This is a genomic window from Streptomyces sp. BRA346 (assembly GCF_052851135.1).
Window position 1 is genome coordinate 86,231 of the sequence record NZ_JAIWIH010000009.1, and the last position, 25,895, is coordinate 112,125.

Here is a 25,895-nt window from a genome sequence, read left to right on the forward strand (position 1 = left end):
GCATGCACGTCCTCGTGGTGCACAACCGCTACTCCTCGGCGCAGCCGAGCGGGGAGAACAGGGTCGTCGACCAGGAAGTGGCGCTGCTGCGCGCGGCCGGCCACCGGGTCGAGGTGTTCGAGCGGCGCAGCGACGACATCGCCGGCCGGTCCCTCCCCGGCAAGGCCGCGATGCCGCTCCTCGTGCCGTGGAACCCGGCGGTCCGCGCGGAGCTCGCCGCCCGGCTGCGCACCGAGCGGCCGGACGTGGTGCACATCCACAACGTCTTCCCGCTCCTCTCCCCCGCGGTCCTCGCCGCCTGCGCCGACGCCGGCGTACCCGCCGTCGCCACGCTGCACAACTACACCCAGGTCTGCCCGCCCGGCACGCTGCACCGGGACGGCCGACCGTGCTCCGAGTGCGTCGGGTCGGTGGCGTCGCTGCCCGCCGTCCGGCACGGCTGCTACCGGAACTCCCGCCTTGCGACGGTACCGCTCGCGGTCAGCCTGATGGTCAACCGGCGGCGGTGGTGGTCCGGCGTGGAGCGGTTCTTCTGCATCTCCGCGGCGCAGCGCGACGTCCTGGTGCGGTCCGGCATGCCACCCGAGCGGCTGACGGTGAAGCACAACTTCGTACCTGACCCCGGCGCCTTCCGGGCGGGCGCCGGCGAGCAGCTGCTGTTTCTCGGCCGGCTCGCGGAGGCCAAAGGCGTGCGGCTGCTCATGGCCGCGTGGGACGACATCGCCGCGGACGGCGGTGTGGGCGTGCCCCTCGTGCTCGCCGGTGCGGGGCCACTGGAGCGCGAGGTGACCGCCTGGGCGGCGGGCCGGGACGACGTGCGCTACGTCGGCCTGCTCGACCTGGCTCAGTGCAGGCAGGCCGTCGCGCGGTCGGTCGCCGTGGTGGCTCCCTCGATGGCCATGGAGACGTTCGGCCTGGTCGTCGCGGAGGCGATGGCGGCGGGGGTCCCGGCCGTCGCCGCCGCCCACGGTGCCTTCGTCGAACTCGTCGAGGACGGGGTGACCGGGCTGCTGCACCGGCCGGGCGAGCCCGCCTCGCTCGCGTCCTGCCTGCGCCGGATCACGGCCGACCCGGCCCGCAACCGGGAGATGGGGGAGGCGGCCCGGCGCCGTTACGAACAGCGCTTCAGCCCGGCCATCGGGCTGGAGCGCCTGGTGGATGAGTACCGCACCGCGATCGCGGGTCGGACGGAATCATTGGGGGGCAATACATGACACGATGCCGACTCTGCGGCTCGGCGACGCTGGCGAGCGTCGTCGATCTCGGGGCGACGCCACCGTGCGAGAGCTTTCTCGCCGCGGACCAACTGGACCGGCCCGAGCCCGCGTACCCACTGCACCTGCGGGTCTGCACCGACTGCTGGCTGGCGCAGATACCTCCGCTGATCACGCCGGAGGAGACGTTCAAGGAGTACGCGTACTTCTCCTCGTACTCGACCTCCTGGGTGGAGCACGCGCGCACGTTCGTCGCCGACGCCGTGCAGCGGGTGGGTCTCGGCCCCGACGCCTTCGTGGTCGAGGTGGCGAGCAACGACGGGTACCTGCTGAAGCACGTGGTGGACCGGGGGATCCGCTGCCTCGGCATCGAGCCGTCGGTGAACGTCGGCGCCGCGGCGCGGGACGCGGGTGTGCCCACGCTCACGGAGTTCCTGTCCCCGGACACCGGGGCGGCCGTCCGCGCCGAGCACGGCCCGGCGGACCTGGTCGTGGCCAACAACGTGTACGCGCACATCCCCGACGTGGTCGGGTTCACCCGGGGGCTGCGCGCCCTGGTCGCCGACGACGGATGGGTCTCCATCGAGGTGCAGCACCTGCTGACCCTGATCGAGGAGAACCAGTACGACACGATCTACCACGAGCACTTCCAGTACTACACGGTCGCGTCCGCGATCCGGGCCCTTGCGAGCGGCGGACTCGCGCTCGTGGACGTCGAGTTGCTGCCCACGCACGGCGGATCCATCCGGCTGTGGGCCCGCCCGGCCGAGGTGGCCGGCGAGCCGAGCCGCCACGTGGCCGACGTACTGGCCCGGGAGAAGGCCGCCGGGTTGCAGGAGCTGTCCGGGTACACCGAGTTCTCCGCCCGGGTGGCCACGGTGCGCCGGGATCTGCTGCGGTTCCTCATCACAGCGGCCGAGCGCGGCGAGACGGTCGTCGGGTACGGCGCCCCGGGCAAGGGCAACACCCTGCTCAACCACTGCGGCATCCGGCCCGACCTGCTCGCGTACACGGTCGACCGCAACCCCTACAAGCACGGCAGGTTCACCCCGGGCACCCGCATCCCGATCCTGCCGCCCGAGCAGATAGCCGCCGACAAGCCGGACTACGTCCTCGTCCTCCCGTGGAACCTGCGGGCCGAGCTGGTCGAGCAGCTGTCCTTCGTGCACGACTGGGGCGGCCGCCTGGTCTTTCCCATCCCGGAACTGAGCATTGTCGAGGTCAAGCGATGAAGGTCGTACTGTTCTGCGGCGGGTACGGGATGCGGATGCGCAGCGGTGCCTCCGACGACGTGCCCAAGCCGATGGCGATGGTCGGCCCCAGGCCGCTGATCTGGCACGTCATGCGCTACTACGCGCACTTCGGGCACACGGAGTTCATCCTGTGCCTCGGCTACGGGGCCCACCACATCAAGGACTTCTTCCTCAACTACGAGGAGACGACGTCCAACGACTTCGTCCTGCGGGGCGGGCGGACCGAGCTGCTGTCCACCGACATCTCGGACTGGACGATCACGTTCGCGCAGACCGGCATCGAGTCACCGATCGGCGAGCGGCTGCGCCGGGTGCGGCACCACCTGGACGGCGACGAGATGTTCCTCGCCAACTACGCCGACGTGCTCACCGACGCCCCGCTGCCGGAGATGATCGACCGGTTCGCCCGGCGCGACGCCGGTGCGTCGATGATGGTGGTGCCGCCGCAGTCCTCGTTCCACTGCGTGGAGCTGGGCGAGGACGGACTGGTGGGGGGCATCACGGCGGTGAGCGAACTGCCGCTGTGGGAGAACGGCGGCTACTTCGTGCTCCGCCAGGAGGTCTTCGACCACATACCGGAGAACGGGGACCTGGTAGCCGACGGATGCGCCCAACTGGCCAAGCAGGGGCGGCTGGTGGCGCACCAGCACCGTGGCTTCTGGAAGCCGACCGACACCGTGAAGGAGCGGGCCGCGCTCGACGCCGCCTACGCGCGGGGCGACCGCCCGTGGGCCGTGTGGGAACGGGACGACGCCGCGGTGAGCGCGTGATCCGGCTCGGGGCCGGGCCCCTGGACCGGATCGTCGCGGTGGGCGCGCACTGCGACGACATCGCCATCGGCGCCGGTGGCACGCTGCTGACGCTGTGCCACGCGCGGCCGGGTCTCCGTGTCGACGCGCTGGTGCTCTCCGGCGGCGGCAGCGAGCGCGAGCAGGAGGAGCGGGCCGCGCTCGCCGCCTTCTGCCCGGGCGCCGACCTGCGGCTGACCGTGCACAAGCTGCCGGACGGCCGGATGCCCGTGCACTGGGACGAGGCCAAGGCCGCGGTCGAGGAACTGCGCGGGCAGACCGAGCCGGATCTGATCCTGGCCCCGCGTACCGACGACGCCCACCAGGACCACCGCGGCCTGGCGAAGCTGATACCCACCGCATTCCGCGACCACCTCGTGCTCGGCTACGAGATCGTCAAGTGGGACGGCGATCTCGGCCGTCCGGCGGCGTACCAGCCGCTGTCACCGGAGATCGCCGAACAGAAGGTGCGGCTGCTCCAGGAGCACTACCCCTCGCAGCGGCACCGGCCCTGGTACGACCGGGAAGCCTTCCTCGCTCTCGCACGGATCCGCGGCATCGAATGCCACGCGCGCTACGCCGAGGCGTTCGCCGTCACCAAACTCACTCTCGACCTGGGGGAATGAACCTTGCGCGTACTGCTCACCGGACACCAGGGCTACCTGGGCACCGTCATGGCCCCGGTCCTTCACGCAGCCGGGCACGAGGTCGTCGGCCTCGACGCCGGCCTGTTCGCCGACTGCGTCCTCGGCCCGACGCCCGCGGACCCTCCCCCAGTCGGCGCTGACGCGCCGGTGGGCGGTGCCCCCGGGCACCGGGTGGACCTGCGCGACGTCACGGCCGAACACGTGGCCGGAGTCGATGCCGTGATCCACCTGGCCGCGCTCTCCAACGACCCCCTGGGATCGCTGGCGCCGGAGCTCACCTACGACATCAACCACCACGCGTCCGTACGCCTCGCCCGGCTGGCCCGCGACGCCGGAGTGCGGCGCTTCCTGTACGCGTCGACGTGTTCGGTCTACGGCGCCGCGGGCGGTGACGACCTGGTGTCCGAGGACGCCCCGCTGCGCCCGGTGACGCCGTACGCGGAGTCCAAGGTGCGGGTGGAGGACGACCTGCACGCGCTGGCCGACGGCGACTTCAGCCCGGTGTACCTGCGCAACGCCACCGCCTTCGGCTACTCACCCCGGCTGCGCGCCGACATCGTGCTGAACAACCTGGTGGGCCACGCGCTCCTGTCCGGCGAGGTCCTGGTGCTCTCCGACGGCACCCCCTGGCGCCCGCTGGTGCACGCCGCCGACATCGCCCGGGCCTTCACGGCCGCGCTGACCGCGCCGCGCGAAGCGGTGCACGACCGTGCGTTCAACATCGGCAGCGAGACCAACAACGTCACGGTCGCCGAGATCGCCGGGCAGGTCGCCGAGGCGGTGTCCGGCGCGAAGGTGAACATCACCGGGGAGCACGGTGCCGATCCGCGGTCGTACCGAGTGGACTTCTCCCGGTTCCGCGCCGCGATACCCGGCTTCGACTGCGAGTGGACCGTGAAGCAGGGCGCGCTCGAACTCGCCGACGCCTACCGGAAACACGGGCTGACCAAGGAGGACTTCGAGCGACGCTTCACCCGCCTCGCCGTGCTGCGCGCGGCGTCCGACACCGGCGCCGTCGACGACACCCTGCGGTGGCGCCGGTGACCACGGTCGGCGAGGAGATGCACGCGCTGGTGGAGCGGTTGTACCCGCTGTGCCGGAGCATCACCGGCGACGGTGTGCGCGCCACCCTGGACATCGTCGGGGAGTACGTCCCCCTCCAGACGCACGAAGTGCCGACCGGGACGCAGGTGCTCGACTGGACGGTGCCGCAGGAGTGGAACATCCGCGACGCGTACATCGCCGACACCGCCGGCCACCGGATCGTCGACTTCGCCGCGTCCAGCCTGCACGTGCTCGGCTACAGCGTTCCGGTGTCGGCCACCATGCCGCTGTCCGAGCTGCGCGCGCACCTGCACACCCTGCCGGACCGCCCGAGCTGGGTGCCGTACCGCACCAGCTACTACCAGCCGGAATGGGGGTTCTGCCTGGCCCAGGAGACCCTGGACGCGATGCCGGACGGTGCGTACGAGGTCCGCATCGACTCCACACTCGCCGATGGCCACCTCACCTACGCCGAGCACGTGGTCCCCGGGCAGGTCCCCGACGAGGTGATCGTCTCCTGCCACGTCTGCCACCCGTCGCTGGCCAACGACAACCTGGCCGGCATCGCGGTGGCGACGTATCTGGCCCGGACGCTGGCTCAGCAGACGCCGTACTACACGTACCGCTTCCTGTTCGCGCCCGGCACCATCGGGGCGATCACCTGGCTTGCCCGCAACGCGGAGCGGGTGAATGGGGTATCCCCTGCTCGAGCGGAGCCGAGAGCTGGGGGAATGGTCAAGCACGGGCTCGTGCTGGCCTGCGCCGGCGACCGGGGGCAACTGACGTACAAGCAGAGCAGACGCGGCGACGCGGAGATCGACCGGGTGATGCGGCACGTGCTGACCGCCTCCGAACGCCCGCACCACGTCAACGAGTTCACTCCGTACGGCTACGACGAGCGGCAGTTCTGCTCGCCCGGGTTCAACCTCGGCGTGGGCTCGCTCACCCGGACCCCGTACGCGGGCTACCCCGAGTACCACACCTCGGCGGACAACCCGGACTTCGTCTCCCCGGAGGCGATGGCGGACACCCTGGCCGTCTGCCGCGAGGCGTTCGCCGTGCTCGACCGCAACCGGCGGTACGTCAACGTCAGCCCCTACGGCGAACCGCAGCTGGGCCGACGCGGGTTGTACGACGCGCTCGGCGGCCGCAGCGACACCAAGCAGGCGCAGATGGCCATGCTCTGGGTGCTCAACCTCTCCGACGGCGAGCACAGTCTGCTGGACGTCGCCGAGCGGTCCGGGCTGCCGTTCGACACCGTCGCCGTCGCGGCCGGCGCGCTGCACGGCGCCGGGCTGATCAAGGCATGACGCAGATGACCACCGAGGAGGAGAAGACGACGGCGTCGGCGGCCCCGGCCGGACACGCCCGGAGGACCGCCAGGCGGGCCATGGCCGGCCGGCTGTCCTGGGGGCTGGCCGACCAGGCGGCCTCCAGCATGTCCAACTTCGTGGTGGGGATCTACGTGGCCCGCTCCCTGGGGGTGACCGCGTTCGGCGTGTTCAGCCTGGCCTGGGTGACCTACGGCGTGGTGCTCAACATCTCCCGCGGGCTGGCCACCGACCCGCTCGTGGTGCGCTTCAGCGGCGTGTCGGACGCGTCCTGGCGCGGGGCGGTGGCCCGGGCGTCGGGTACCGCGCTCGGCGTCGGCTCCGCCATCGGCGCGGTGTGTCTGGTGGCCGGGCTCGGTCTCGGCGGCCGTGTGGGGCCCGCGTTCGCCTGCCTCGGCCTCATGCTGCCGGGACTGCTGCTGCAAGACGCCTGGCGGTTCTCGTTCTTCGCCGCCGGAACCGGGCGGAAGGCCTTCGTCAACGACATCGTGTGGGGCATCGCGCTGGTCCCGGCCATGGTCGTGGCGGCCCGCGTGGGCAGCGTGGCGGCGTATCTGCTCGCCTGGGGCGCGTCCGCCGCGGTGGCCGCCGCGTACGGCTGCCTCCAGGCCGGCATCCGGCCCCGGATGACCGAGGCGCGCGGGTGGCTTCGCGAGCAGCGCGACCTCGGCTACCGGTACCTGGTCGAGAACGTCAGCCTCAGCGGCGCGAGCCAGCTGCGGGCGTACGGGCTCGGCGCCATCGCCGGGGTCGGCGCGGTGGGTGCGGTGCGGGGCGCCGAGCTCCTGATGGGCCCGTTCCTCGCCGTACTGATGGGGCTGTCCCTGGTCACCGTCCCGGAGGCGGCACGCGTGCTGCGGCAGGCCCCGCACCGCCTCGGCACGTTCTGCCTCCTCCTCGGCGGCGGGCAGGCCGCCGCCGCGCTGCTCTGGGGCGGGCCGCTGCTGCTGGTGCCGAACCGGCTCGGCGAGCTCGTCCTCGGCGGCGTCTGGCACTCCGCCTCACAACTCATCGTGCCGATCACCCTCGGCGTCGCGGGCGCGGGCCTCGGCACCGGCGCGGCGGCCGGGCTGCGCGCGCTCGGCGCGGCCCGGCGCAGCCTGCGCTGCCAATTGTTCGCCTCCGCCTGCTATGTCGGCGGCGGGCTCGGCGGCGCGGCCGCAGCCGGCACGGTCGGCTCGGCCTGGGGCGTCGCCGCCGCGACCGTCAGCGGCTCGGCCGTGTGGTGGCTGCAGCTGCGGTCCGCCCTCCGCGAGCGCCACCACGATCCCGTCCCCGAAGTGAGGACCTCATGACCGACCGCCCCAGGCTGAGCATCGGCCTGCCCGTGTACAACGGCGAGGAGTACCTCGCCGAGTCGCTCGACGCCCTGCTCGGCCAGACCTACGAGGACTTCGAGCTGCTCATCTCCGACAACGCCTCGACCGACGGGACCCAGGACATCTGCCGGAAGTACGCCGCGCAGGACTCGCGTATCCGGTACATCCGGCTGTCCCGGAACATCGGCGCCGCACCGAACCACAACTATGTGTTCACCCAGTGCCGCGGCGAACTGTTCAAGTGGGCCTCGCACGACGACCTGTACGCCCGGGACCTGCTGCGGGCTTGCGTGGAGGCGCTGGACGAGCGGCCGGAGGTGATCCTCGCGCACGCCGACCAGGCGGTCATCGGCGAGGACGGCCAGGTGAAGGTCCCGTACGAGTACACCCTCGCCACCGACTCGCCGCGAGCGCCCGAGCGCTTCCGCAGCATGCTGTTCGAGCCCGGCGGCGACGACTTCTACGGGGTGATGCGAGCCGACGTGCTGCGCCGGGTGAAGCCGCACGACAGCTACCACCACGCGGACCGCACGTTCGTCACCGAGATCGGCCTGCACGGGCCCTTCCACCAGGTGCCGGAGCTGCTGTACTTCCGCCGCGACCACCCCACCCGCGCCGAGCGGGCGAACCCATCGAAGCGCTCGCGGTGCGTCAACCTCGACCCGCGCCGGGCAGGCCTGCTGCACCCGACGCCGCGGCTGCTCGCCGAGTACGTCTGGGGTTTCGTCGCGGCGATCCGGCGGGCTCCGTTGTCCGCGCCCGACCGGCGCGCGTGCTACCGCCACCTGGCCGCCTGGATGACCAGCCGGGCCCGGCCGGGTGCCGGCGAGCGGGTCGAGGACCGCACTCCGGTCGATCCGGCCAAGCTCACCGTCTCCGTCGACGCCCTCGTCGCCGGCCGCGAGGGGAGGCAGGCGTGACGCCTGTGCGCGTCGGGGTGTTCGGCCTGCTCGGCTCCGGCAACCTCGGCAACGACGGGTCGCTCGAGGCCGTCCTCGGCTACCTCCGGGCCGAGCACCCGGAGGCGGTCGTGGACGCGCTGTGCGGCGGGCCCGAGGCGGTGACGACCCGGTTCGGGATCCCCGCCACGCGGCTGCACTGGTACCGCGGGGAGTACCGGACGGCGTCGCGGGTCGGCACGATCGTCGGCAAGGGTCTGGGAAAACTCGTCGACGCCGTCCGCACCGCCGCCTGGGTGCGCCGGCACGACGTGGTGATCGTGCCGGGCATGGGCGTCCTGGAGGCCACGCTGCCGCTGCGGCCGTGGGGCTTCCCGTACGCGCTGTTCCTGCTCTGCGCGAGTGGTCGACTGCTGCGCACCCGGGTCGCACTGGTCAGCGTCGGCGCCGCGGAGATCCGCAACCGGCCGACCCGGGCCCTGGTGCGCTGGTCCGGGCGGCTGGCCGCGTACCGGTCGTACCGGGACGCACAGTCCCGTGACGCGATGCGGGCGATGGGCGTGGACACCGCGCGCGACGAGGTCTACCCGGACCTCGCGTTCGCCCTGCCGACGCCGTCGGCGAACCCGCCCTCGGACGCGCCGGGCCCAGTCTGCGTCGGCGTCATGGACTTCCACGGCGGCAACGACGACCGCGCCCGGGCCGAGGAGATATACCGACGCTACCTCGACGGGACGATCCGGTTCGTCCGCACGCTGGTCGAGGAGGGCAGGCCGGTCCGGCTGCTCACCGGCGACGAGTGCGACGCGTCGGTGGTCGCCGCGATCCTCGACGCGGTGGACTCGCCGCTGGTCACCGCGGCCGAACCGGCCTCGCTGGCCGACCTGATGAAGGAGATGGCGGCTGCCGACACCGTGGTGGCCACCCGTTACCACAACCTGATCTGCGCGCTGAAGACCGGCACACCGGTGCTCGCACTCAGCTATGCGGCGAAGAGCGACGCGCTCATGGATCGGATGGGCCTCGGCGCGTACTGCCACCCGGCCCGCGAGGTCGACGCCGACCGGCTGCTCGAACAGTTCCGGACGCTGGAGAAGCGATCGGCGGAGCTGCGCCAGACGCTCGCCGAGCGGAACCAGGACGCCGCCCGGCAACTCCGGCACCAGTTCACCGCCTTGACAGCGGCCCTGTTCCCGGCGACCGACCACACCCACGCTCGACAGGAGTCTCCATGAAAGCGACCGAAGTCCCGGAGATCGCGGGCGCGTACCTGTTCGAGCCGACCCCGTACGCCGATGAACGCGGCTTCTTCTGCCGCACCTTCGACGCCGAGGTGGTCCGCTCGGTGGGCCTCGACCCGGACGCCTTCGTCCAGGACAGCCTGTCCCGCTCGGTACGGGGCGTGCTGCGCGGCCTGCACCTGCGCTCCGGCGCCGGCGAGGCCAAGCTGGTGCGGTGCTCGTACGGGAAGATCTTCGACGTCGTCGTGGACCTGCGGACGGACTCGCCGACCTACCTGGGCCGGGCCTTCTTCGAGCTGTCCGGCGAGACGCAGGTGACCCTGTACATCCCGGCGGGGTGCGCGCACGGCTTCCAGGCGCTGACCGAAACCGCCGACACCTCGTACCGGATCGACCGCCCGCACGATCTGACGGAGGACGTGACGATCGCCTTCGACGACCCGGAGCTCGCCATTCCCTGGCCGCTTCCCGCCACATCGATGTCCCAGCGGGACCGGGAGGCGCCGAGCCTCGCCGAGGTCCTGAAGCAGAAGGAGAGTTGAGGCCGGCGTGGACACCGAAGAGTTCCAACTGCCCCGGTCGCGAACGGCGAACGAGCGGCTGCACGCCCTGGTCCCCGGGGGCGCGCACACCTACGCCAAGGGCGACGACCAGTACCCCGAGAACCTGGCCCCGGTCATCAGCCACGGCCGTGGTGCCCACGTGTGGGACGTCGACGGCAACCGCTACGTCGAGTACGGCTCCGGCCTGCGGTCGGTGAGCCTCGGCCACGCCCACCCACGCGTGATCGAGGCGGTGCGGCGGGAGCTCGACCGCGGCAGCAACTTCGTCCGGCCGTCCATCGTGGAGGTCGAGGCCGCGGAACGCTTCCTGGCCACGGTGCCGACCGCCGAGATGGTGAAGTTCACGAAGAACGGCTCCGACGCCACCACCGCCGCGGTGCGCCTCGCCCGCGCCGCCACCGGGCGCCCGCGGGTGGCCCTCTGCGGCGACCATCCGTTCTTCTCCGTCGACGACTGGTTCATCGGCACCACGCCGATGTCCGCCGGTATTCCGGAGGCGACCAACGCGCTCACCGTGGCCTTCCCTTACGGGGACCTGGCCGCGACGGAGGAGCTGCTCACCCGGTACCAGGACGAGGTCGCCTGCCTGATCCTCGAACCCGCCACCCACACCGAGCCGCCGCCCGGGTACCTCGAGGGCCTGCGCGAGCTGGCCGACCGGCACGGCTGCGTCCTGATCTTCGATGAGATGATCACCGGCTTGCGCTGGTCCGAGGCGGGCGCCCAGGGCCTGTACGGCGTCGTCCCCGACCTCTCCACGTTCGGCAAGGCGCTGGGCAACGGGTTCGCCGTCTCCGCGCTGGCCGGGCGCCGCGCTCTGATGGAGCGGGGGGGCTTGCGTCACTCCGGCGACCGGGTGTTCCTGCTGTCCACCACCCACGGTGCGGAAACGCACTCCCTGGCAGCCGCGATGGCCGTGCTCACCACGTACGTCGAAGAGGGCATCACCGCGCGGCTGCACGCCCTCGGCGAGCGGTTGGCCGCCGGTGTCCGCGACGCCGCGGCCGCCATGGGCGTCGGCGACCACATCGTCGTCCGGGGCCGGGCCAGCAACCTGGTCTTCGCCACCCTCGACGAGAACGGGCAGCCGTCGCAGCAGTACCGCACCCTGTTCCTGCGCCGGCTCCTCGCGGGCGGGGTGCTGGCCCCGTCGTTCGTGGTGAGCAGCGCGCTCTGCGACGCCGACATCGATCACACCGTGGACGTGGTGGCCCAGGCGTGTGCGGTGTACCGGAAGGCACTGGACGCCGGTGACCCCACCCCCTGGCTGGGCGGACGACCGGTGAGGCCCGTATTCCGCCGCTTGGCGTGACGTGACGTCAGGGACGCTCCCTCCGACCGGCGTCGGCCGTCCGATCGACCAGCCGGTCAGCCGTCCGGTCGACCAGCCACGCGGTCGCCGGGATCACCGCCAGCGCGGTGCACCAGCCGCCGAGGACGTCGGTCGGGTAGTGCGCGCCCAGGGCGACCTGCGCCCAGCCCATGGCGGCGCCGGCGACCAGCGCCGCGGCGAGCACGAGTGACGTGCCTGCCGTCCTGCCCAGACCGAGCCGGCCGGTCGCGAGCAGGGCCACCACGAGGGCGAGCGCGGTGGCGAACGCGGTGTGCCCGCTCGGGTAGGACAGGTTGCCGTCGCCGTGGATGGTGCGTCCCACCAGGTGCTTGAGCAGCGTCGCCGTCCCCACGGTCATGCCGCAGCCGACGACGACGAGCACCGCCGCGCGAGGACGCCGAAGCAGCAGGCAGCCCATCACGGCGGCCACGACCAGCGTCGCCGCTCCCCCGGGCTCCCCCAGGAAGTCCGTGGCGAGAGCGATGTGCCGCCACGGCGGCCCCACACCCCCCACCGCCACCGCGATCCGCGCGTCCACCCTGCCCGGCTCGCCGCCGTCGGTATACAGGAACCCGAGCACGACGACCACCAGAGCGGCAAGGGCCGCGACCGGCCCGAGCCACACGCGCAGCGATGGGGGCAGCACCGCGGGCGCCGACCGGCCGGTCACACGACCACCGCGTCCCAGGTCCGTTCCGGCCAGGCGATCCAACGCGAGCCCCCCTGTCTCCGACCCACCCTCAAGCGGCCCCGCGGACACCCGCTCCTGGCCCGTACGACTCCGCAGGAACCGTCGGCCTGTAGCCCGAACCCGCCGACCTGGCCATAACCCTGGTCAAAGGCACCAGGATCAGCCTCAATGGTCATCCTAGCCAGGACTGGCCGGCGCCGTGGGCCGACGGGCAGGCTGGAACAGCTCAATGAGGTTGCCTGCCGGGTCGGCCAGCAGGATCTGGCGCCCTCCGGGACCGGCGACGACCTCACTGCGGAAGGAGACACCGGCGCCGCGCAGCCGGGCGATCTCGGCATCGAGGTCGTCGTAGGCGAGATGGATGCGATTGCCGCCCGCGACGGCAGCCTCCTTCGGGGTGGCCCGGGCGCCCGAGCTCGCCGGGCCCGACAGCAGCAGCCGCAGCCGGCCACGGACCACGTAGGCGAAGGCGGGGACGGCGCTGGAGTGCAGCGTGAAACCGAGGTGGGTGGTGTAGAAGTCGATGGCGGCCTGCACGTCATCGACGAGGTAGCGGACGCTGACGTATTCGTCGTGAGTGGTCATGGCTCGGACCTCGCAACGGTCTCGGAGGTGTCCCCTCGATGAGCGAGCAGCTCATCGCCGACCCCCGGATCGCCGCGGTCACCCTGGCCGGCAGCAACCGGCCGGGGGCCGCCGTCGGCGCCGCCGCCGGGCGCGCGGTGAAGAAAGCCGTCCTCGAACTCGGCGGTTCCGACGCCTTCGTCGTTCTCGCCGACGTCGACCTGGAGGCAGCTTCCACCGCTGCGGTCACAGCTCACCACGTTCGACACGACATACGTCGACGTCGGCGTCCGGCACCGCTTCCGCAATGCCTCGGACACCGCGCCGACGCGTATCCTGTGGACCTACGCCTCAGTCGAACCCACCCGCATGATCGTCGAGACGGGCGTCACGACCCGGGTCGACGCCGAACACCACAAGCACTGAGACGGCGCCGCGAAGGTGAGCACCACGGGCGCTGCCCCACACCTGCCAAACCCGCAGCCAGGCATCATCGTCCGATGGCGTCGCTTCCCGTCTCGGCCGGTACGCGCACCCGGGAGTTGTAGCCCCGTCGGCGGTCGGCCCCGAGGCGAAGTTGCCCTTGAGGTTCTCGGCCCGCTCACGCAGACCGGTCAGTCCGTGGTGTGCGCTGGGGAGGCACAGGGCGGGGCGGGTGGGTGGGGCGTTGGTGATGGTCACGCCCAGTGCGCCGACCGGCCGGCGCACACCAGTGACCGCAGCCATGGAACGTGAACCTGCCGGGAATGGAACCACCATGACGACACGGGAAGGCGCCATCGGCGTCCTCATGCCACGGGACATTCCGGCGCGACACATCGTCGCCTTCGCACAGCGCGCGGAGGCACACGGCTTCGACGAGCTATGGGTGGTGGAAGACCTCGGCTATCGGGGCGGGCTGGTCCAGGCAGCCACCGTCCTCGCCGCCACTTCCCGGGTCCGCGTCGGCGTGGGGCTGCTCCCGGCCGCCGCCCGCAACGTGGCGTTCACGGCGATGGAGATCGCGAGCCTCGCCCAGCTGCATCCCGGCCGCATCGACATCTCCGTCGGCCACGGCATGCCGTCCTGGATGCGCAGCGTCGGGGCGTGGCCAAGGAGCCCGCTCACCCTTCTGGCGGAGTACATCACCGTCCTGAAGTCACTGCTGAGCGGCCAACTCGTCCATCACGAAGGGCAGTACGTGCGCATCGACGGGGTGCAATTGCACGAAAGCGCCACACCAGCGGCAACACCCCCCGTCCTGGCCGGTGTGCGGGGCCCCAAGTCCCTGGCTGTTTCGGGTGGCGTCGCTGACGGAACCCTCCTCGCGGAACCGGTGGCACCCGCCTACGTACGAGAAGCCCTCGAACACATCGCCCCCACCCGCCCGCACCGTCTGGTGGCCTACAACATCGCGGCCGTCGACGAGGACCCCGCCGTGGCGCTGAGGGCTGTCCGCCCCGCCCTCGGAGTGGTCGGAGAACCGGACTGGCAGCCCCATGTCGCTCCGCTGCCCTTCCACGACGATCTCGTCGCCCTGCGCTCGCGCTGCGACAGCCGGGACGAGTTCGCCCGCGTCCTGCCGGACGAGTGGGTGCGGCAGCTGGCCGTGGCGGGCACGCCGGACCAGGCGCGGGTCAGGCTGGCAGACCTGTTCGACGCCGGCGTCACCAGCGCCGTCCTCACACCGGTGGGCAGCGACTACCTGGCGGCGCTTGACTCGCTGGCGGCAGTGCGGTGAACGGTCCACCAGATGCCGCGGGGGGGCGGTGCCATGGCGACGGGATCAGACGGTTTCGTGCAGCGCCTCGGCGGTGGCCGTGGAGGTGATGCCGGCGACGGGCCCCTGGTAGAGGACCTGCCCGCCGTGTTTCCCGGGGCCGGGGCCGAGGTCGATGATCCAGTCGGCCCATCGGACGACGTCGAGGTTGTGCTCGATCAGCACGACGGTGTGACCGTGGTCCACCAGGCCGTCGAGGTGGCGCAGCAGGGTGTCGATGTCGCGTAGGTGCAGGCCGGTAGTGGGCTCGTCGAGGACGTAGAGGGTCGGGCCGGTGGAGTCCCGGAGCTCCTTGGCGATCTTCACGCGCTGGCATTCACCTCCGGAGAGGGACGTGAGGGGCTGGCCGAGCCGGAGGTAGCCCAGGCCGACCTCGTCGAGGTGGCGCAGCGCCTTCGTGACCGTGCGATCGGAGAGCCGCTCGATGGCGTCGGTGATCGTGAGGTCGTCGATGTCGGCGATGGACAGCCCGTCGACCCGGTACTCCAGGACCTCGGGCGTGAACCGGCGCCCCTGGCAGGTCTCGCAGACCGTTTCCTGATCCTCCATGAACGCCAGGTCGGTGGAGACGATCCCGAGGCCCTTGCACTCGGGGCAGGCGCCCTCGGAGTTGGCGCTGAACAGCCCGGCCGGGACGTGGTTGTGGCGTGCGAAAACCTTACGGATGGGGGTCGCGATCCCGGTGTAGGTGATGGGGGTCGAGCGGCGGTTGGCGCTGACCTGCTTCTGGTCGATCACGACCGCGTCGTGCTGGGCGACGAGTTCGCTCGCGAGACTGGATTTCCCGGATCCGGCCACGCCGGTGAGCACGGTTGTCACACCCGTCGGAATGTCCACGGTCACGTTTTTGAGGTTGTTGCGCGTGGCGTCGGCCACGGTGATGTGTCCCCGCGGCGTCCGCGGATCGTCCTTGATGGGCCGACGCTGTGACAGCGCCGCCGCCGTGGCGGTGCCGGCCGTGCGGAGGCCACGGAAGCTGCCCTGGTAGACGAGCGTTCCGCCGTGCGCGCCCGCGAGGGGCCCGACCTCGATGATCTGGTCGGCGATGGCCATGACGGCGGGGTCGTGCTCGACCACGAGGACGCTGTTGCCCTTGTCCCGGAGCTGCTTGAGCAGCTCGGTCATGGAGGAGATGTCGTGGGGGTGCAGTCCGACGGTGGGTTCGTCGAATACGTAGAGCATCTCGGTGAGGCTGCTGCCCAGGTGCTTGACGGTTTTGATCCGCTGGGACTCGCCGCCCGAGAGCGTCGTGGTGGCGCGGCCGAGGTGGAGGTAGCCGAGCCCGATGGTGATCATCGCCCGGAGTCGTTCCGTCAGCGCGGCCACCACCGGTGCCACGGTCGCGTCGGTCACGCCCGTCACCAGCTCCGCGAGCTCATCGACCTCCATCCGCGCCATCTCGCCGATGGTGTGGCCGAGCACCGTGGCCGCCCGGCTCGCCTCGTTGAGACGGTCCCCGCCGCAGTCCGGGCACACCTCCGAACGGGTGAACCTGGCGAGGGCTTCCTTCTTGCGGTCGTTCATGTCGTCGGAGGTGCGCAGGTAGATGCGCTCGAACCGCTCGACGACACCCTGGTAGCCCTTGGGGAGCCGGTTCGCCGGCGGCCCGGCGGACCCGGTGCCGTACAGCAGCGCGTCCCGTTCGGTCCGGCTCCAGTGGCGCAGCGGCCTGTCGACGTCGAAGACGCCGATGTCGGCGAAGTTCGTGTACCAGTAACCGCCGACGGCGAACCCGGGCAGCAGGACGGCGCCCTCGCGCAGCGACCTGTCCAGGTCGAGGAAACGGTCGACGGCGCTGGCCACGACCTCGCCGATGCCCGAGCAGGTGGGGCACATGCCGGCCGGGTCGTTGAAGGAGAAGTGGCCGGACTCGCCGACGTGCGGTGTGCTCACCCGGGAGAACAGCAGCCGGAGGTAGGTCCAGGTGTCCGTGATCGTGCCGACCGTGGAGCGGGCGTTCCCGCCCAGACGCCGCTGGTCGATCACCACCACCGGGGAGAGCCCCTCGATCTGGCCGGCCTCGGGGCGGGTCCACTTCGGCAGCCGGTTGCGGACGTAGGGCGGGAACGTCTCGTGCAGCTGGTAGCCCGCCTCCGCGGCGATGGTGTCGAACACCAGCGACGACTTGCCCGAGCCCGACACGCCGACGAAGACCACGACGTGTGAGCGGGGCACGTCCACGTCGAGGTCTCGCAGGTTGTGGGTACGGGCTCGCCTGATCCGGATCCCTCGGTTGGACATATTCAGGACCGTAGCGCGAGATGTGGACGGAAAGTGGCCGCGACTGTCTGCGACGATGCAGTCATGGCCGACGTCATGCACCGCATCCTCGCTCTGCTGGTCGTGTTGCAGTCGGGCAAGACGTTCACGGGTGAGGAGCTGGCGGCCCGGCTGGACGTCCCCCCGCGCACCCTGCGGCGCGACATCAACCGGCTCCGCGGCTACGGATACCCGGTCGAGACGCGGCCGGGCCCGGGCGGCTACTACCGGCTCACGGCCGGGCGGACCATGCCGCCGCTGCTGCTCGACGACGACGAGGCCATCGCGACCCTCCTGGGCCTGGCCGCCCTCGGCGCGACCGGCAGCGCGCGCGAGGGCAGCGTCGACGACGCGGCGATCCGCGCCTACGGCAAGATCGATCAGTACCTGCCCAAGCGGCTGCGCCCCCGCGTGGCCGCGCTGCGCACCAGCCTGGAGACGACGCCGACGCCGACGCCGAGCATCAGCGCGGAGACGATGAGCACGCTCGCCGAAGCGATCGCGCACGAGCGCATCGTGACGTTCCACTACGTCGGCGCGAACGGGACGGCCACCTCGCGCAGGGTCGAGCCCTATCGCCAGATCCACCTGCTCCTGAGGTGGTACCTGCTGGGCTGGGACACCGACAAGGAGGACTGGCGCGTGTTCCGCATCGACCGCGTCAGTGAACTCCGGGCGCGGAGCGAGACGTTCGCACCGCGCACGCTTCCCGCGGGGACCGGCGTCGACTACCTCCGCCAGGGCATCAACAGAAACCGGCAACGTGTGGTGATGACGATCGACGCCCCGATGACGGAGGTGGCGGACGCCTTCGCGCATGAGGACATCGACCTCACGGTGGCCGCCGGAGGCGGGACCCGCGCCGTCCTCATGCTCGACTCCTGGCAGTGGCTCCTGCCGCGTCTCGCCTTCCTCGACGCCGACTTCCGCGTCGAGGAGCCCGCGGAGTTCCGCGAGGTGTTGCGGCGGTTCGGCGCCCGCCTCGGCCGTCGGTGACCGGCCCGCCGTCCCGGCGGCGCGCGACCTCACGAGCCCCACACAGGTGGCTGGACCTGATCTTCGTGAGGTTGACGAAGATTCAAATTCCGGAAAGAGTAACGGCGTTGACGTCTCATAGGGGGGATGACACGTGGGCACGACGCTGGCACGCGGTTCTTCCACACCCGGGCACAGCCTGAGAGAACCGGAACGGTGCTGAGCGATGGATAAGCCCTCCGAGTCCGTCCCCCTTCGCGTCGGCGTCCTCGGCGCGTCCTCGATCGCCCGGCGGCGGACACTCCCCGCGTTGCGCGACGTCCCGGACACCACGGTCGTCACCATCGCCAGCCGCGACCGCAAAAAGGCCGAGGAATTCGCCGCCGACTTCGGCTGCGCCGCCGTACAGGGCTATGAGCAGCTGATCGAACGCGAAGACATCGACGCCGTCTACGTCTCGCTGCCCAACGCCCTGCACTACCCATGGGTGCGTGAACTGCTCACCCACGGCAAACACGTGCTGGCCGAGAAGCCGCTCACCACCACTCCACAGGACACCGCGGAGCTGGTGCGGCTGGCGGCGGAGCGGAGACTGGTCCTGCGGGAGAACGTCGCGTTCGTCCACCACGGGCTGCACCGACGGGTGGCCGAGATGGTGGCGGACGACCGCATCGGGGAACTCCGGCACGTCGAGGCGTCGTTCTGCTTCCCGCCACTGCCCTCCACCGACGTGCGCTATCGGGCGGACCTCGGCGGCGGGGCCCTCCTCGACACCGGAATCTATCCCGTCCGGCTCGCCCAGTACTTCCTCGGCGACGAGCTGACCGTCGCCGGTTCCGCACTGCGCGAGGGGCCGGAGGCGGGGGTTGACGTAGCGGGCAGCGCCCTGCTCGTGGCGACGGCCGGGGCAACCGCCGCGCTCACCTTCGGCTTCGAGCACAGCTACGCCGCGAAGTACACGCTGTGGGGCAGCAAGGCCCGACTGACCGTCGACCGGGCGTTCACTCCCCCGCACACCATGGCGCCGCTGGTCCGCATCGACGAGCAGGACCACGCCGAGGAGATCGTGCTCCCCGCCGAGCACCAGTTCGCCAACTCGGTGGCCTCCTTTGCCGACGCGGTACGGCGGACGCAGGCCACGGGGGTTGACCCCGGCCACGCCGCATGGGCCGCCACGACGGTGCGTACCGCCGAACTGCTCGCCCGGATCTCCGAGGCGGCCGTTCGCGTCAGCGGGCGGAAGCGGTCCTGATGGGGATCATCAGCCGGGGCGCCGGCCGGGGAAGGGGAGCGGCAGTGCTCAGAGCGCGGGGACCTCGGCGGCGGCCAGCATGTCCTCGATGAGGTCAGCAGCGCGCGGGGTGCCGCCCTCGGCCTGGGCATCGGCCTGCAACTGCTTGGACCGGATGATACGTTCCGGATCCGTGACCAGGTCGTTCAGCGCCGCGCGAAGGGTCTCGGCGGTGACGTCGGCGGTGTCCACACGGCGGGCGACGCCGAGTTCCACGAGCCGGTCGGCGTTCATGAATTGCTCGGCCGCCTGCGGCACCGCGATCATGGGAACGCCGGCGAGGAGCCCGATGCCGCAGCTGCCCATGCCGGCGTGGGTGACGAAGGCGTCGGCCTGTTCCAGGATCGCCCGCTGCGGGATCCAGGAGGAGTACACCTCGATGTTGGGCGGGATGGTGCCGAGTTCCTCGGGGTCGGTGTGCTTGCCGATCTGGAGTACGACGTGCCAGCCGGGCAGGTCGCCGAAGGCGGCGATGCACTGGCGGTAGAACTCCAGCCGACGCGTGTACGACGAACCGAGCGAGATCAGCAGCACGTGGTCCGCGGCCGCCGGGCGGGTCCAGCGTTCCGTGTCCGCTCGGGTGTCGAAGCAGGGGCCGACGATGGTCACCGTGTCGGTGTCGACCCGATCGGCGTGCGGCTGCATCGCTCGCGGGATCAGGGCGAGCGCCCGGGCGGGCGGGCCGGTGAACGTGTCCACGTCCGTGGTGGTCGCACCGCAGTCGGCGAGCCACCGCGCGTACCTTTCCCGGTACGCGTCGGCGCCCGGCAACTTCCGCAGATGCACCGCGACTTCCTCCCGGTAGCCGTCCCAGCCGACGAACGTCGGGGACAGTTGCACGAGGGGACGGCCCTGCGCTTCCGCGAGGGCACGCGCGGCACAGGCGGCGATGTCGTAGAGGTACAGGTCGGCCGGATCGTCGTCGTAGACGGCGCGCAGTTGCGGGAGCGCCTGGACGGCGTCGTCCAGGAAGAGGCTCGCCGCAGCGATGGGATCGGCAGGCCAGTCGTTGTCCGCGACGGGCAACGTGGAGGTGCAGGGCACCAGTTCCGCGCCGACGGACTCGATCCGGTCGGCCACGAGCGGGTCGTTGGCGTAGGTGACCCGATGCCCGCGGGCCACCAGCTCACGGATGAGCGGAAGGCTGGGCAGGACATGGCTGATCGTGGGGACGCCGACCATCGCGATATGGGCGCGGCGACGGGACATGGGCGATCACTCGTTTCTGGCGCGGGGCGGGTGCGGGCGGTGCGGCGAGGACGCGGAGTCAGGGCTGGTCGACCCTGCGCGGCGGCCTCCTCCAGGCCGGCGACGGTCCCCGACATGCTAGCCGTGCGTGCCTGGTGATGCGGCGGTGAACGTGCTGCCCGATCGCGGATCCGATGCCAGGCCCCCGTGACGGTTCCAGCCGCTCGGGCGCCCTCGTGTTCGGTGGGCGCGATGATCGCGGAAAGGTGCCAAGGGCGAGATGGTCGCGTCGCCTGCCCGATCTGCGGTTCGCCGTGGATATCACCGAAGTGCCGTTCACGTTCGACGAAAACCTCGTCGGTGCGCACGCCTTGCCGATGACCTGGGGCCCAGCCCCTCGGGCAGCCCGGTGAGGGCATGAATTGCCCATCGAGTAGAACGTGGGGCCCCGCGGGGGCACCGAGGACCGCGTATGTGGCCTCACGGCTCATCATTCGCCATCTGCCGCCGTCAGGCTTGCGAAGAACGCGCATCCCGTCAAGTCCGAACGGGCCTTCAACCGCTTTTCCGCACGCCACACCGTGATCTATGCCATAGGCGCAATGCGCGAGTCTCGTACCCGGGACAGCTGAAGTGTCCGGGTGACGCAGATTGCGACCACGGAACTCGCAAGTAGGACAGCTCGACGTGACCACACCGGCCGCGAGCTCCGGTCATGCACTTTTCTGTGAAGCTTCTGTGAGGAAGCGGAATGCTAGCGTCCACATCGCCTTGAAGTTGAGAAGAAGGAGGGGACGTCTTGGCACACCTTGACCACTTCAGCGCCGGATGGCTTTCACCTGTCACCGCGTATGTGATGGCCTGCATCGGTGCCGCGCTCGGACTGCACTGCACCATGAAGGCACTGGTGTCGGACGGCCGCTCCCGGCGCAACTGGCTGGTGACGGCATCGGTCGCGATCGGATCGGGCATCTGGACGATGCACTTCATCGCCATGCTCGGCTTCGGAGTCGACGGGACCCCGATTCGCTACGACGTCCCGCTCACGCTCCTCAGCCTGCTGGTGGCCGTGGCGGTCGTCGGGGCAGGCGTCTTCACCGTCGGCTACGGGCGGTCACGCGGGCGCTCGCTCCTCGTGGGTGGCCTGGGTACCGGCCTCGGCGTCGGTGCCATGCACTACCTCGGGATGGCGGCACTCCGATTCCACGGCAGTCTCGGCTACAAGCTGCCGGTCGTCGCCCTCTCGCTGGTCATCGCCGTCGCTGCGGCAACGGCCGCGCTGTGGGCCGCCGTTGTGGTGCGCGGCCCCGCGGGAGCGACACTCGCCTCCCTCGTCATGGGGCTCGCCGTGTCCAGCATGCACTACACCGGAATGGCCGCCGTGCAGATCGAACTCGCCCCACAAGGGGGCGCGCTGGACGGTGCCACGGCCACGCAGTTCATCTTCCCCCTCGCGGTGGTCCTCGGTTCGTTCCTCTTCCTCGCGTCGGCCTTCGTGGCCCTGTCGCCGACGGAACGCGAGGCAGCCGAAAACGCGGACGCCGCCGCGGCCGCACCGCTCGACGACGCCGCCACACCGGTCGGCTGAGCCCAGCCACCACCGCCGCCACCACCGAACACCCTCACCCCTGACAGCTCGAGGAATTGATGAGCACATTCCTGGTGCCACGTTCGATCCGGGCGAAGATCGTCTGCCTGCTGATGGTCCCCGCCGTCTCCCTGATGGCGCTGTGGGCCTTCGCCACCGTCACAACGGCGCGTAGCGTCTCGGAACTGAGCCAGTACAAAGAAGCCAACTCCTCCCTCCTGAACCCACTTGAATCGCTCGTCACCGCCGTGCAGTCCGAACGCTCCGCCGCGCTGCGGCAACTCGCCGCACCCAGCCGTGAACGCGCCGACGACGCGGCGGACAAGGAGAGGAACACCGACGCGGCCGTCGCCGCGCTCCGCAGCGGAATCCGGGCGAGCAGCCTGGACAGCGAGACCGTGGGTGCGAACCCCGCGGACCGCGTGGACCAGCTGATGACCCGCCTCGACGGCCTCGACGGGCTGCGCGAGCGGCTGCGCGGACGCGATACCGGGTGGCAGGACGCCTACGACACGTACAACAGCACGATCGCCCGGGCCTTCGCCCTGGAAGGATCCCTGGCCGTCATGCCGGGCCCCGACACTGCCTCGGCGACGCGCGTCGTCCTCGAACTGGCGCATTCCCGGGAGATGATCGCCCGCGAGGACGCGCTGATGGGAGCCGCACAGGTGGCGGGCCGTATCACCGGGGGCCAGTACGTGGAGTTCGTCGGCGCCGCCCACACCCAGCGGTACCTGTTCTCCGCTTCCGTGGACGATCTACGGGCCGCCGACGCGGCCCGCTACCGGGAGGTCCTCACCGGGACCGCCATGCGGGACCTGCGGGGCATCGAAGACGCCATGTTCGAGGCAGGTAACCGCAAACACGATGGCCAAGCCGGACACGTCGCCGCGTCCGCCGACTGGAGCACGCCCGCCGGAGACGTCCTCCAGCAGCTCACACGGGCGCAGCAGCAGGCGAGCACGGGCGCCGCCGACAGAGCGGACCCCCTCTCGTTCGACGCCCTCGGCGGTTCGGGTGTCGCCGTGGTCCTCGGCCTCGTGGGGGTGGTGCTTTCGCTGGTGGTCTCGGTCCGGATCGGCCGTGGCCTGATCGTCGAACTCACCGGCCTGCGCAACTCCGCGCTCACCCTGGCGGGCCGCGAACTGCCCCGTGCCATCGCGAGGCTGCACGCCGGGCAACCCGTCGATCTCGATGCCGTGGCACCCGTGCGCCCCCAGCCCGACGACGAGGTGGGCCAGGTCGGCGCCTCCTTGGTCGCCGTCCACCGGGCCGCGGTCAAGGCAGCGGCCGATCGGGCCGAGATCCTGCACGGCATCTCCGGCGTCTACGTGAACCTCGCGCGCCGCAACCAGACACTGGTACACCGCCAGCTCGCCCTGCTCGACACGATGGAACGCCGTGTTGAGGACCCGGTCGAACTGGAGGATCTGTTCCGGCTCGACCATCTCACCACCCGGATGCGCCGCCACTCGGAGAGTCTCATCATCCTCTCCGGTGCCATGCCGGGGCGGCGCTGGCGGCGCCCCGTCCCGCTCATGGACATCGTCCGGGCAGCCGTGGCCGAGGTCGAAGACTACGATCGGGTGCTGATCACGGACATCCCAGCGGTCCGGGTGCCCGGTGCGGCGGTGGCGGACCTCACGCACATGCTCGCCGAACTCGTCGAGAACGCCTCGGCGTTCTCGCCTCCGCCCACCAAGGTGCGCGTGTCCGCCGAGCGCGTCGGCTCGGGCATCGCGCTGGAGATCGAGGACCGCGGGCTCGGCATGGAGCAGTCCGCGCTCGCCGAGGCCAACCGGCGCATCACCGACACCGAACGGGTCGATCTACTCGACAGCGGCCAGCTCGGCCTGTTCGTGGTGAACCGGCTCGCGCACCGCCTGGACGTGCGGGTGGCCCTGCGATCGTCGGTGTACGGGGGCATCGTCGCCGTGGTCCTGCTGCCCGGCCAAGTGGCGGGCGAACCGATCGATGAGACCGGTGAAGGTGGTGCGGAGGCGGGGGAAGCGGCCGCGGACGGCACGACCGCCGGCCTGCCCCGCCGGATCTCGGCCAGGCCGGGTGCCACCGCCTCGGCGGAGACGGCGGCCGCGGATACGGATCCGTATCCGGGCCACGTCGATACGGCACCTGCTGCTCCCGTACCCCTCCCGCCGCAACCGCCGGAGGAGCCGGTACACCCTGCGAACGCACCCGTAACGGAGCCCGTGCCCCCCACGTCGGATTCAGCTCCCGCCCAGCGGCCGTCGCCGACCACCGGCGAAGCACCTCTGCCTCATGCGGCCCGGCCCGAACTGCCCCGTCGCATACGCCAGTCCGGCCCGGCACCCGAGCCGTCCGACGTGACCGAACCATACGAGCAGACGCGGAAACCATCCAGGAGAACACCCGAGGAGGCCCGCGCCACCATGGCGTCCTTCCGGACGGGCTGGGCCCGCGGCCGGGCCGTCAGGACGGCGCCGCGCCCCCAGAGGGAGAGCGACCACGCCACAGAAGGCGAAGGAGAGAACCGATGACCCGCACCGTCCATCGCTCCAGTGAACTCGACTGGCTTCTGGAGGAACTCGTCGCTCACGTGCCGGAGATCAGACAGGCGGTCGTGCTCTCCGGCGACGGGCTGCCGGTCGGCTCGTCGAAGGCGGTGTCCCGGGACGACGGAGAGCGGTTCGCCGCGATCGCCTCCGGTTTTCACAGCCTCGCCAAAGGCGCCGGACGCCACTTCAGGGCGGGCGGGGTCGTCCAGACACTGGTCGAGCTGGAGGACGGATTCCTGTTCGTCGTTGCCGCGGGCGAGGGCTCGTGCCTGGCGGTGTTCAGCGATGCCGACGCCGATGTCGGCCTGGTCGCATACGAGATGGCCCGGCTCGTCAAGCGGGTCGGCGCGCACCTCGGCACTCCAGCACGCGGCGAGGCCGGTGAGACCTCACACCTCGATGACTGACTCCGATCAGCGCTGGTACGACGAAGCGGCGGGGCCCTTGGTACGCCTCTACGCCGTGACGACCGGGAGGGCGCACGTCGGCAGCGAGCAGCGACTCGACCTGATGACCGTCATCCACGCACTGCCGGATACCGGCCACGACCCGGTGCTCTCGCCCGAGCAGGCGGCGATCCTCCGCCTGTGCAGACCACTGCCGCACCCGGTGGCCGACATCGCTTCCGACTCCCAACTGCCACTGACGGTCGTACGAGTACTCCTCAGCGATCTGCTGGCCATGGGCCTGATCCGCGCCACGCCGCCCGTCCCGCCGGCCCGACTCCCCGACGCACACATCCTCAGGAGAGTGATCGATGGACTCCGAGCGCTCTGACGCGCCAGCGCCCTTTCTCGCCCTCAAGATCCTGGTGGCCGGGGGCTTCGGGGTCGGCAAGACCACGTTCGTCGGCACGGTCAGCGAGATCCGGCCGTTGAACACGGAGGAGCTCCTGACCGAGGCGAGCCGGATGGACGACAACCTGGACGAGGTCACCGACAAGCGCACCACCACCGTGGCACTGGACTTCGGCCGGATCACCTTCGGCGACGACCTCGCGCTGTATCTCTTCGGCACTCCGGGCCAGGACCGGTTCTGGTTCCTGTGGGACGAGCTCGCCACCGGCGCTCTGGGCGCGGTGGTGCTCGCGGACACCCGGAGGCTGCGGGACTCCTTCCCGGCCGTCGACTACTTCGAGCGGCACCGACTGCCGTTCGTCGTGGCCGTCAACTGCTTCGACGGCGTCCGCGACTACAGCGCGGGTGAAGTGGCGACAGCGCTCGACCTGGATGAGATGACTCCGGTGGTGCTGTGCGACGCACGGGACCGGGAATCCGGGAAGGAGGTCCTGATCACCCTGGTCGAGCTGGCGGGCGAAGCCGCCACCCCTCCCGCCACCACAGAAGCGATGTGACGTGGGACCGCCTTGATCGCGAGGCAGATGCTGGCCTCAGTTCGATGCGCAGACCGG

The 25,895-nt window shown here is 71.1% G+C and carries 24 protein-coding genes; 20 read left to right on the top strand and 4 right to left on the bottom strand.

The features are described 5' to 3' along the window. Positions 1 to 2 precede the first annotated feature (2 nt). From LCH29_RS14605 to LCH29_RS14655, 11 genes are read left to right on the top strand one after another with little or no spacing between them, the layout of a single operon-like run. Positions 3 to 1,214, top strand: coding sequence for a glycosyltransferase (locus tag LCH29_RS14605; RefSeq protein ID WP_446462152.1), 1,212 nt, complete (start codon positions 3 to 5; stop codon positions 1,212 to 1,214). Then, positions 1,211 to 2,446 (top strand): class I SAM-dependent methyltransferase, encoded by a 1,236-nt coding sequence (locus tag LCH29_RS14610; protein ID WP_446462153.1) that lies wholly within the window; start codon positions 1,211 to 1,213, stop codon positions 2,444 to 2,446. Before LCH29_RS14605 ends, LCH29_RS14610 begins: the two co-directional genes overlap by 4 nt. Beyond that, positions 2,443 to 3,237 carry a glucose-1-phosphate cytidylyltransferase gene (locus LCH29_RS14615; protein WP_446462154.1) on the top strand — a complete coding sequence of 265 codons (795 nt, stop codon included), beginning with the start codon at positions 2,443 to 2,445 and terminating at the stop codon, positions 3,235 to 3,237. The genes LCH29_RS14610 and LCH29_RS14615 overlap by 4 nt, the downstream gene beginning before the upstream one ends. Further along, positions 3,234 to 3,881 carry a PIG-L deacetylase family protein gene (locus LCH29_RS14620; RefSeq protein WP_446462155.1) on the top strand — a complete coding sequence of 216 codons (648 nt, stop codon included), beginning with the start codon at positions 3,234 to 3,236 and terminating at the stop codon, positions 3,879 to 3,881. Before LCH29_RS14615 ends, LCH29_RS14620 begins: the two co-directional genes overlap by 4 nt. 3 nt (positions 3,882 to 3,884) lie before the next feature. Further along, entirely contained in the window at positions 3,885 to 4,946 is a 1,062-nt protein-coding gene (locus LCH29_RS14625) for an NAD-dependent epimerase/dehydratase family protein (protein ID WP_446462156.1), read from the top strand. Beyond that, the gene (locus tag LCH29_RS14630) at positions 4,934 to 6,256 is read left to right on the top strand and encodes a DUF4910 domain-containing protein (RefSeq protein ID WP_446462157.1); all 1,323 of its coding nucleotides are present in this window, start codon (positions 4,934 to 4,936) and stop codon (positions 6,254 to 6,256) included. Before LCH29_RS14625 ends, LCH29_RS14630 begins: the two co-directional genes overlap by 13 nt. Before the next feature lie 5 nt (positions 6,257 to 6,261). Continuing rightward, positions 6,262 to 7,572 carry a hypothetical protein gene (locus LCH29_RS14635; protein ID WP_446462226.1) on the top strand — a complete coding sequence of 437 codons (1,311 nt, stop codon included), beginning with the start codon at positions 6,262 to 6,264 and terminating at the stop codon, positions 7,570 to 7,572. Then, complete coding sequence (locus tag LCH29_RS14640; RefSeq protein ID WP_446462158.1) at positions 7,569 to 8,516, top strand: glycosyltransferase family 2 protein; 948 nt, start codon at positions 7,569 to 7,571, stop codon at positions 8,514 to 8,516. Before LCH29_RS14635 ends, LCH29_RS14640 begins: the two co-directional genes overlap by 4 nt. Then, on the top strand, positions 8,513 to 9,730 hold the full coding sequence (locus tag LCH29_RS14645; RefSeq protein ID WP_446462159.1) for a polysaccharide pyruvyl transferase family protein: 1,218 nt from the start codon (positions 8,513 to 8,515) through the stop codon (positions 9,728 to 9,730). The genes LCH29_RS14640 and LCH29_RS14645 overlap by 4 nt, the downstream gene beginning before the upstream one ends. Continuing rightward, the gene (locus LCH29_RS14650) at positions 9,727 to 10,278 is read left to right on the top strand and encodes a dTDP-4-dehydrorhamnose 3,5-epimerase family protein (RefSeq protein ID WP_446462160.1); all 552 of its coding nucleotides are present in this window, start codon (positions 9,727 to 9,729) and stop codon (positions 10,276 to 10,278) included. The genes LCH29_RS14645 and LCH29_RS14650 overlap by 4 nt, the downstream gene beginning before the upstream one ends. Positions 10,279 to 10,285: 7 nt before the next feature. Then, a complete protein-coding gene (locus LCH29_RS14655; RefSeq protein ID WP_446462161.1) occupies positions 10,286 to 11,611 on the top strand; it encodes a glutamate-1-semialdehyde 2,1-aminomutase in 1,326 nt (441 codons plus the stop codon). Between the two features lie 7 nt (positions 11,612 to 11,618). Here the strand turns inward: LCH29_RS14655 and LCH29_RS14660 are convergent, their stop codons facing one another. Together LCH29_RS14660 and LCH29_RS14665 are read right to left on the bottom strand one after the other, a co-directional pair. After that, positions 11,619 to 12,302: a phosphatase PAP2 family protein gene (locus tag LCH29_RS14660; RefSeq protein WP_446462162.1), complete on the bottom strand. Its 684-nt coding sequence runs from the start codon at positions 12,300 to 12,302 to the stop codon at positions 11,619 to 11,621. Positions 12,303 to 12,500: 198 nt separating this feature from the next. After that, on the bottom strand, positions 12,501 to 12,908 hold the full coding sequence (locus tag LCH29_RS14665) for a VOC family protein (RefSeq protein ID WP_446462163.1): 408 nt from the start codon (positions 12,906 to 12,908) through the stop codon (positions 12,501 to 12,503). Between the two features lie 38 nt (positions 12,909 to 12,946). Here LCH29_RS14665 and LCH29_RS14670 point away from each other — a divergent pair, with 38 nt between their 5' ends. Further along, the gene (locus LCH29_RS14670) at positions 12,947 to 13,435 is read left to right on the top strand and encodes an aldehyde dehydrogenase family protein (protein ID WP_446462164.1); all 489 of its coding nucleotides are present in this window, start codon (positions 12,947 to 12,949) and stop codon (positions 13,433 to 13,435) included. A 209-nt stretch (positions 13,436 to 13,644) separates the two neighbouring features. Continuing rightward, the gene (locus LCH29_RS14675) at positions 13,645 to 14,607 is read left to right on the top strand and encodes an LLM class flavin-dependent oxidoreductase (protein ID WP_446462165.1); all 963 of its coding nucleotides are present in this window, start codon (positions 13,645 to 13,647) and stop codon (positions 14,605 to 14,607) included. A 45-nt stretch (positions 14,608 to 14,652) separates the two neighbouring features. On the opposite strand, the gene LCH29_RS14680 is transcribed toward LCH29_RS14675, so the two are convergent. After that, on the bottom strand, positions 14,653 to 16,887 hold the full coding sequence (locus LCH29_RS14680) for an ATP-binding cassette domain-containing protein (RefSeq protein WP_446462166.1): 2,235 nt from the start codon (positions 16,885 to 16,887) through the stop codon (positions 14,653 to 14,655). A 63-nt stretch (positions 16,888 to 16,950) separates the two neighbouring features. Between LCH29_RS14680 and LCH29_RS14685 the strand changes: the two genes are divergently transcribed. Both LCH29_RS14685 and LCH29_RS14690 read left to right on the top strand, forming a co-directional pair. Beyond that, entirely contained in the window at positions 16,951 to 17,901 is a 951-nt protein-coding gene (locus LCH29_RS14685; RefSeq protein WP_446462167.1) for a helix-turn-helix transcriptional regulator, read from the top strand. Positions 17,902 to 18,106: 205 nt separating this feature from the next. Beyond that, positions 18,107 to 19,132, top strand: coding sequence for a Gfo/Idh/MocA family oxidoreductase (locus LCH29_RS14690; RefSeq protein WP_446462168.1), 1,026 nt, complete (start codon positions 18,107 to 18,109; stop codon positions 19,130 to 19,132). Between the two features lie 48 nt (positions 19,133 to 19,180). Here the strand turns inward: LCH29_RS14690 and LCH29_RS14695 are convergent, their stop codons facing one another. Continuing rightward, positions 19,181 to 20,380 (bottom strand): macrolide family glycosyltransferase, encoded by a 1,200-nt coding sequence (locus tag LCH29_RS14695; protein WP_446462169.1) that lies wholly within the window; start codon positions 20,378 to 20,380, stop codon positions 19,181 to 19,183. Between the two features lie 778 nt (positions 20,381 to 21,158). On the opposite strand from LCH29_RS14695, the gene LCH29_RS14700 reads away from it, so the two are divergent. Genes LCH29_RS14700 through LCH29_RS14720 form a run of 5 tightly spaced genes read left to right on the top strand, consistent with a single transcriptional unit; the run spans position 21,159 to position 25,838 of the window. Further along, positions 21,159 to 21,947: an MHYT domain-containing protein gene (locus LCH29_RS14700; protein ID WP_446462170.1), complete on the top strand. Its 789-nt coding sequence runs from the start codon at positions 21,159 to 21,161 to the stop codon at positions 21,945 to 21,947. Between the two features lie 59 nt (positions 21,948 to 22,006). Further along, a complete protein-coding gene (locus LCH29_RS14705; protein WP_446462171.1) occupies positions 22,007 to 24,466 on the top strand; it encodes a sensor histidine kinase in 2,460 nt (819 codons plus the stop codon). Beyond that, positions 24,463 to 24,891 (top strand): roadblock/LC7 domain-containing protein, encoded by a 429-nt coding sequence (locus tag LCH29_RS14710; RefSeq protein ID WP_446462172.1) that lies wholly within the window; start codon positions 24,463 to 24,465, stop codon positions 24,889 to 24,891. Before LCH29_RS14705 ends, LCH29_RS14710 begins: the two co-directional genes overlap by 4 nt. Then, positions 24,884 to 25,261 carry a DUF742 domain-containing protein gene (locus LCH29_RS14715; protein WP_446462173.1) on the top strand — a complete coding sequence of 126 codons (378 nt, stop codon included), beginning with the start codon at positions 24,884 to 24,886 and terminating at the stop codon, positions 25,259 to 25,261. Before LCH29_RS14710 ends, LCH29_RS14715 begins: the two co-directional genes overlap by 8 nt. Next, positions 25,242 to 25,838: a GTP-binding protein gene (locus tag LCH29_RS14720; RefSeq protein WP_446462174.1), complete on the top strand. Its 597-nt coding sequence runs from the start codon at positions 25,242 to 25,244 to the stop codon at positions 25,836 to 25,838. Before LCH29_RS14715 ends, LCH29_RS14720 begins: the two co-directional genes overlap by 20 nt. Positions 25,839 to 25,895: the final 57 nt, after the last annotated feature.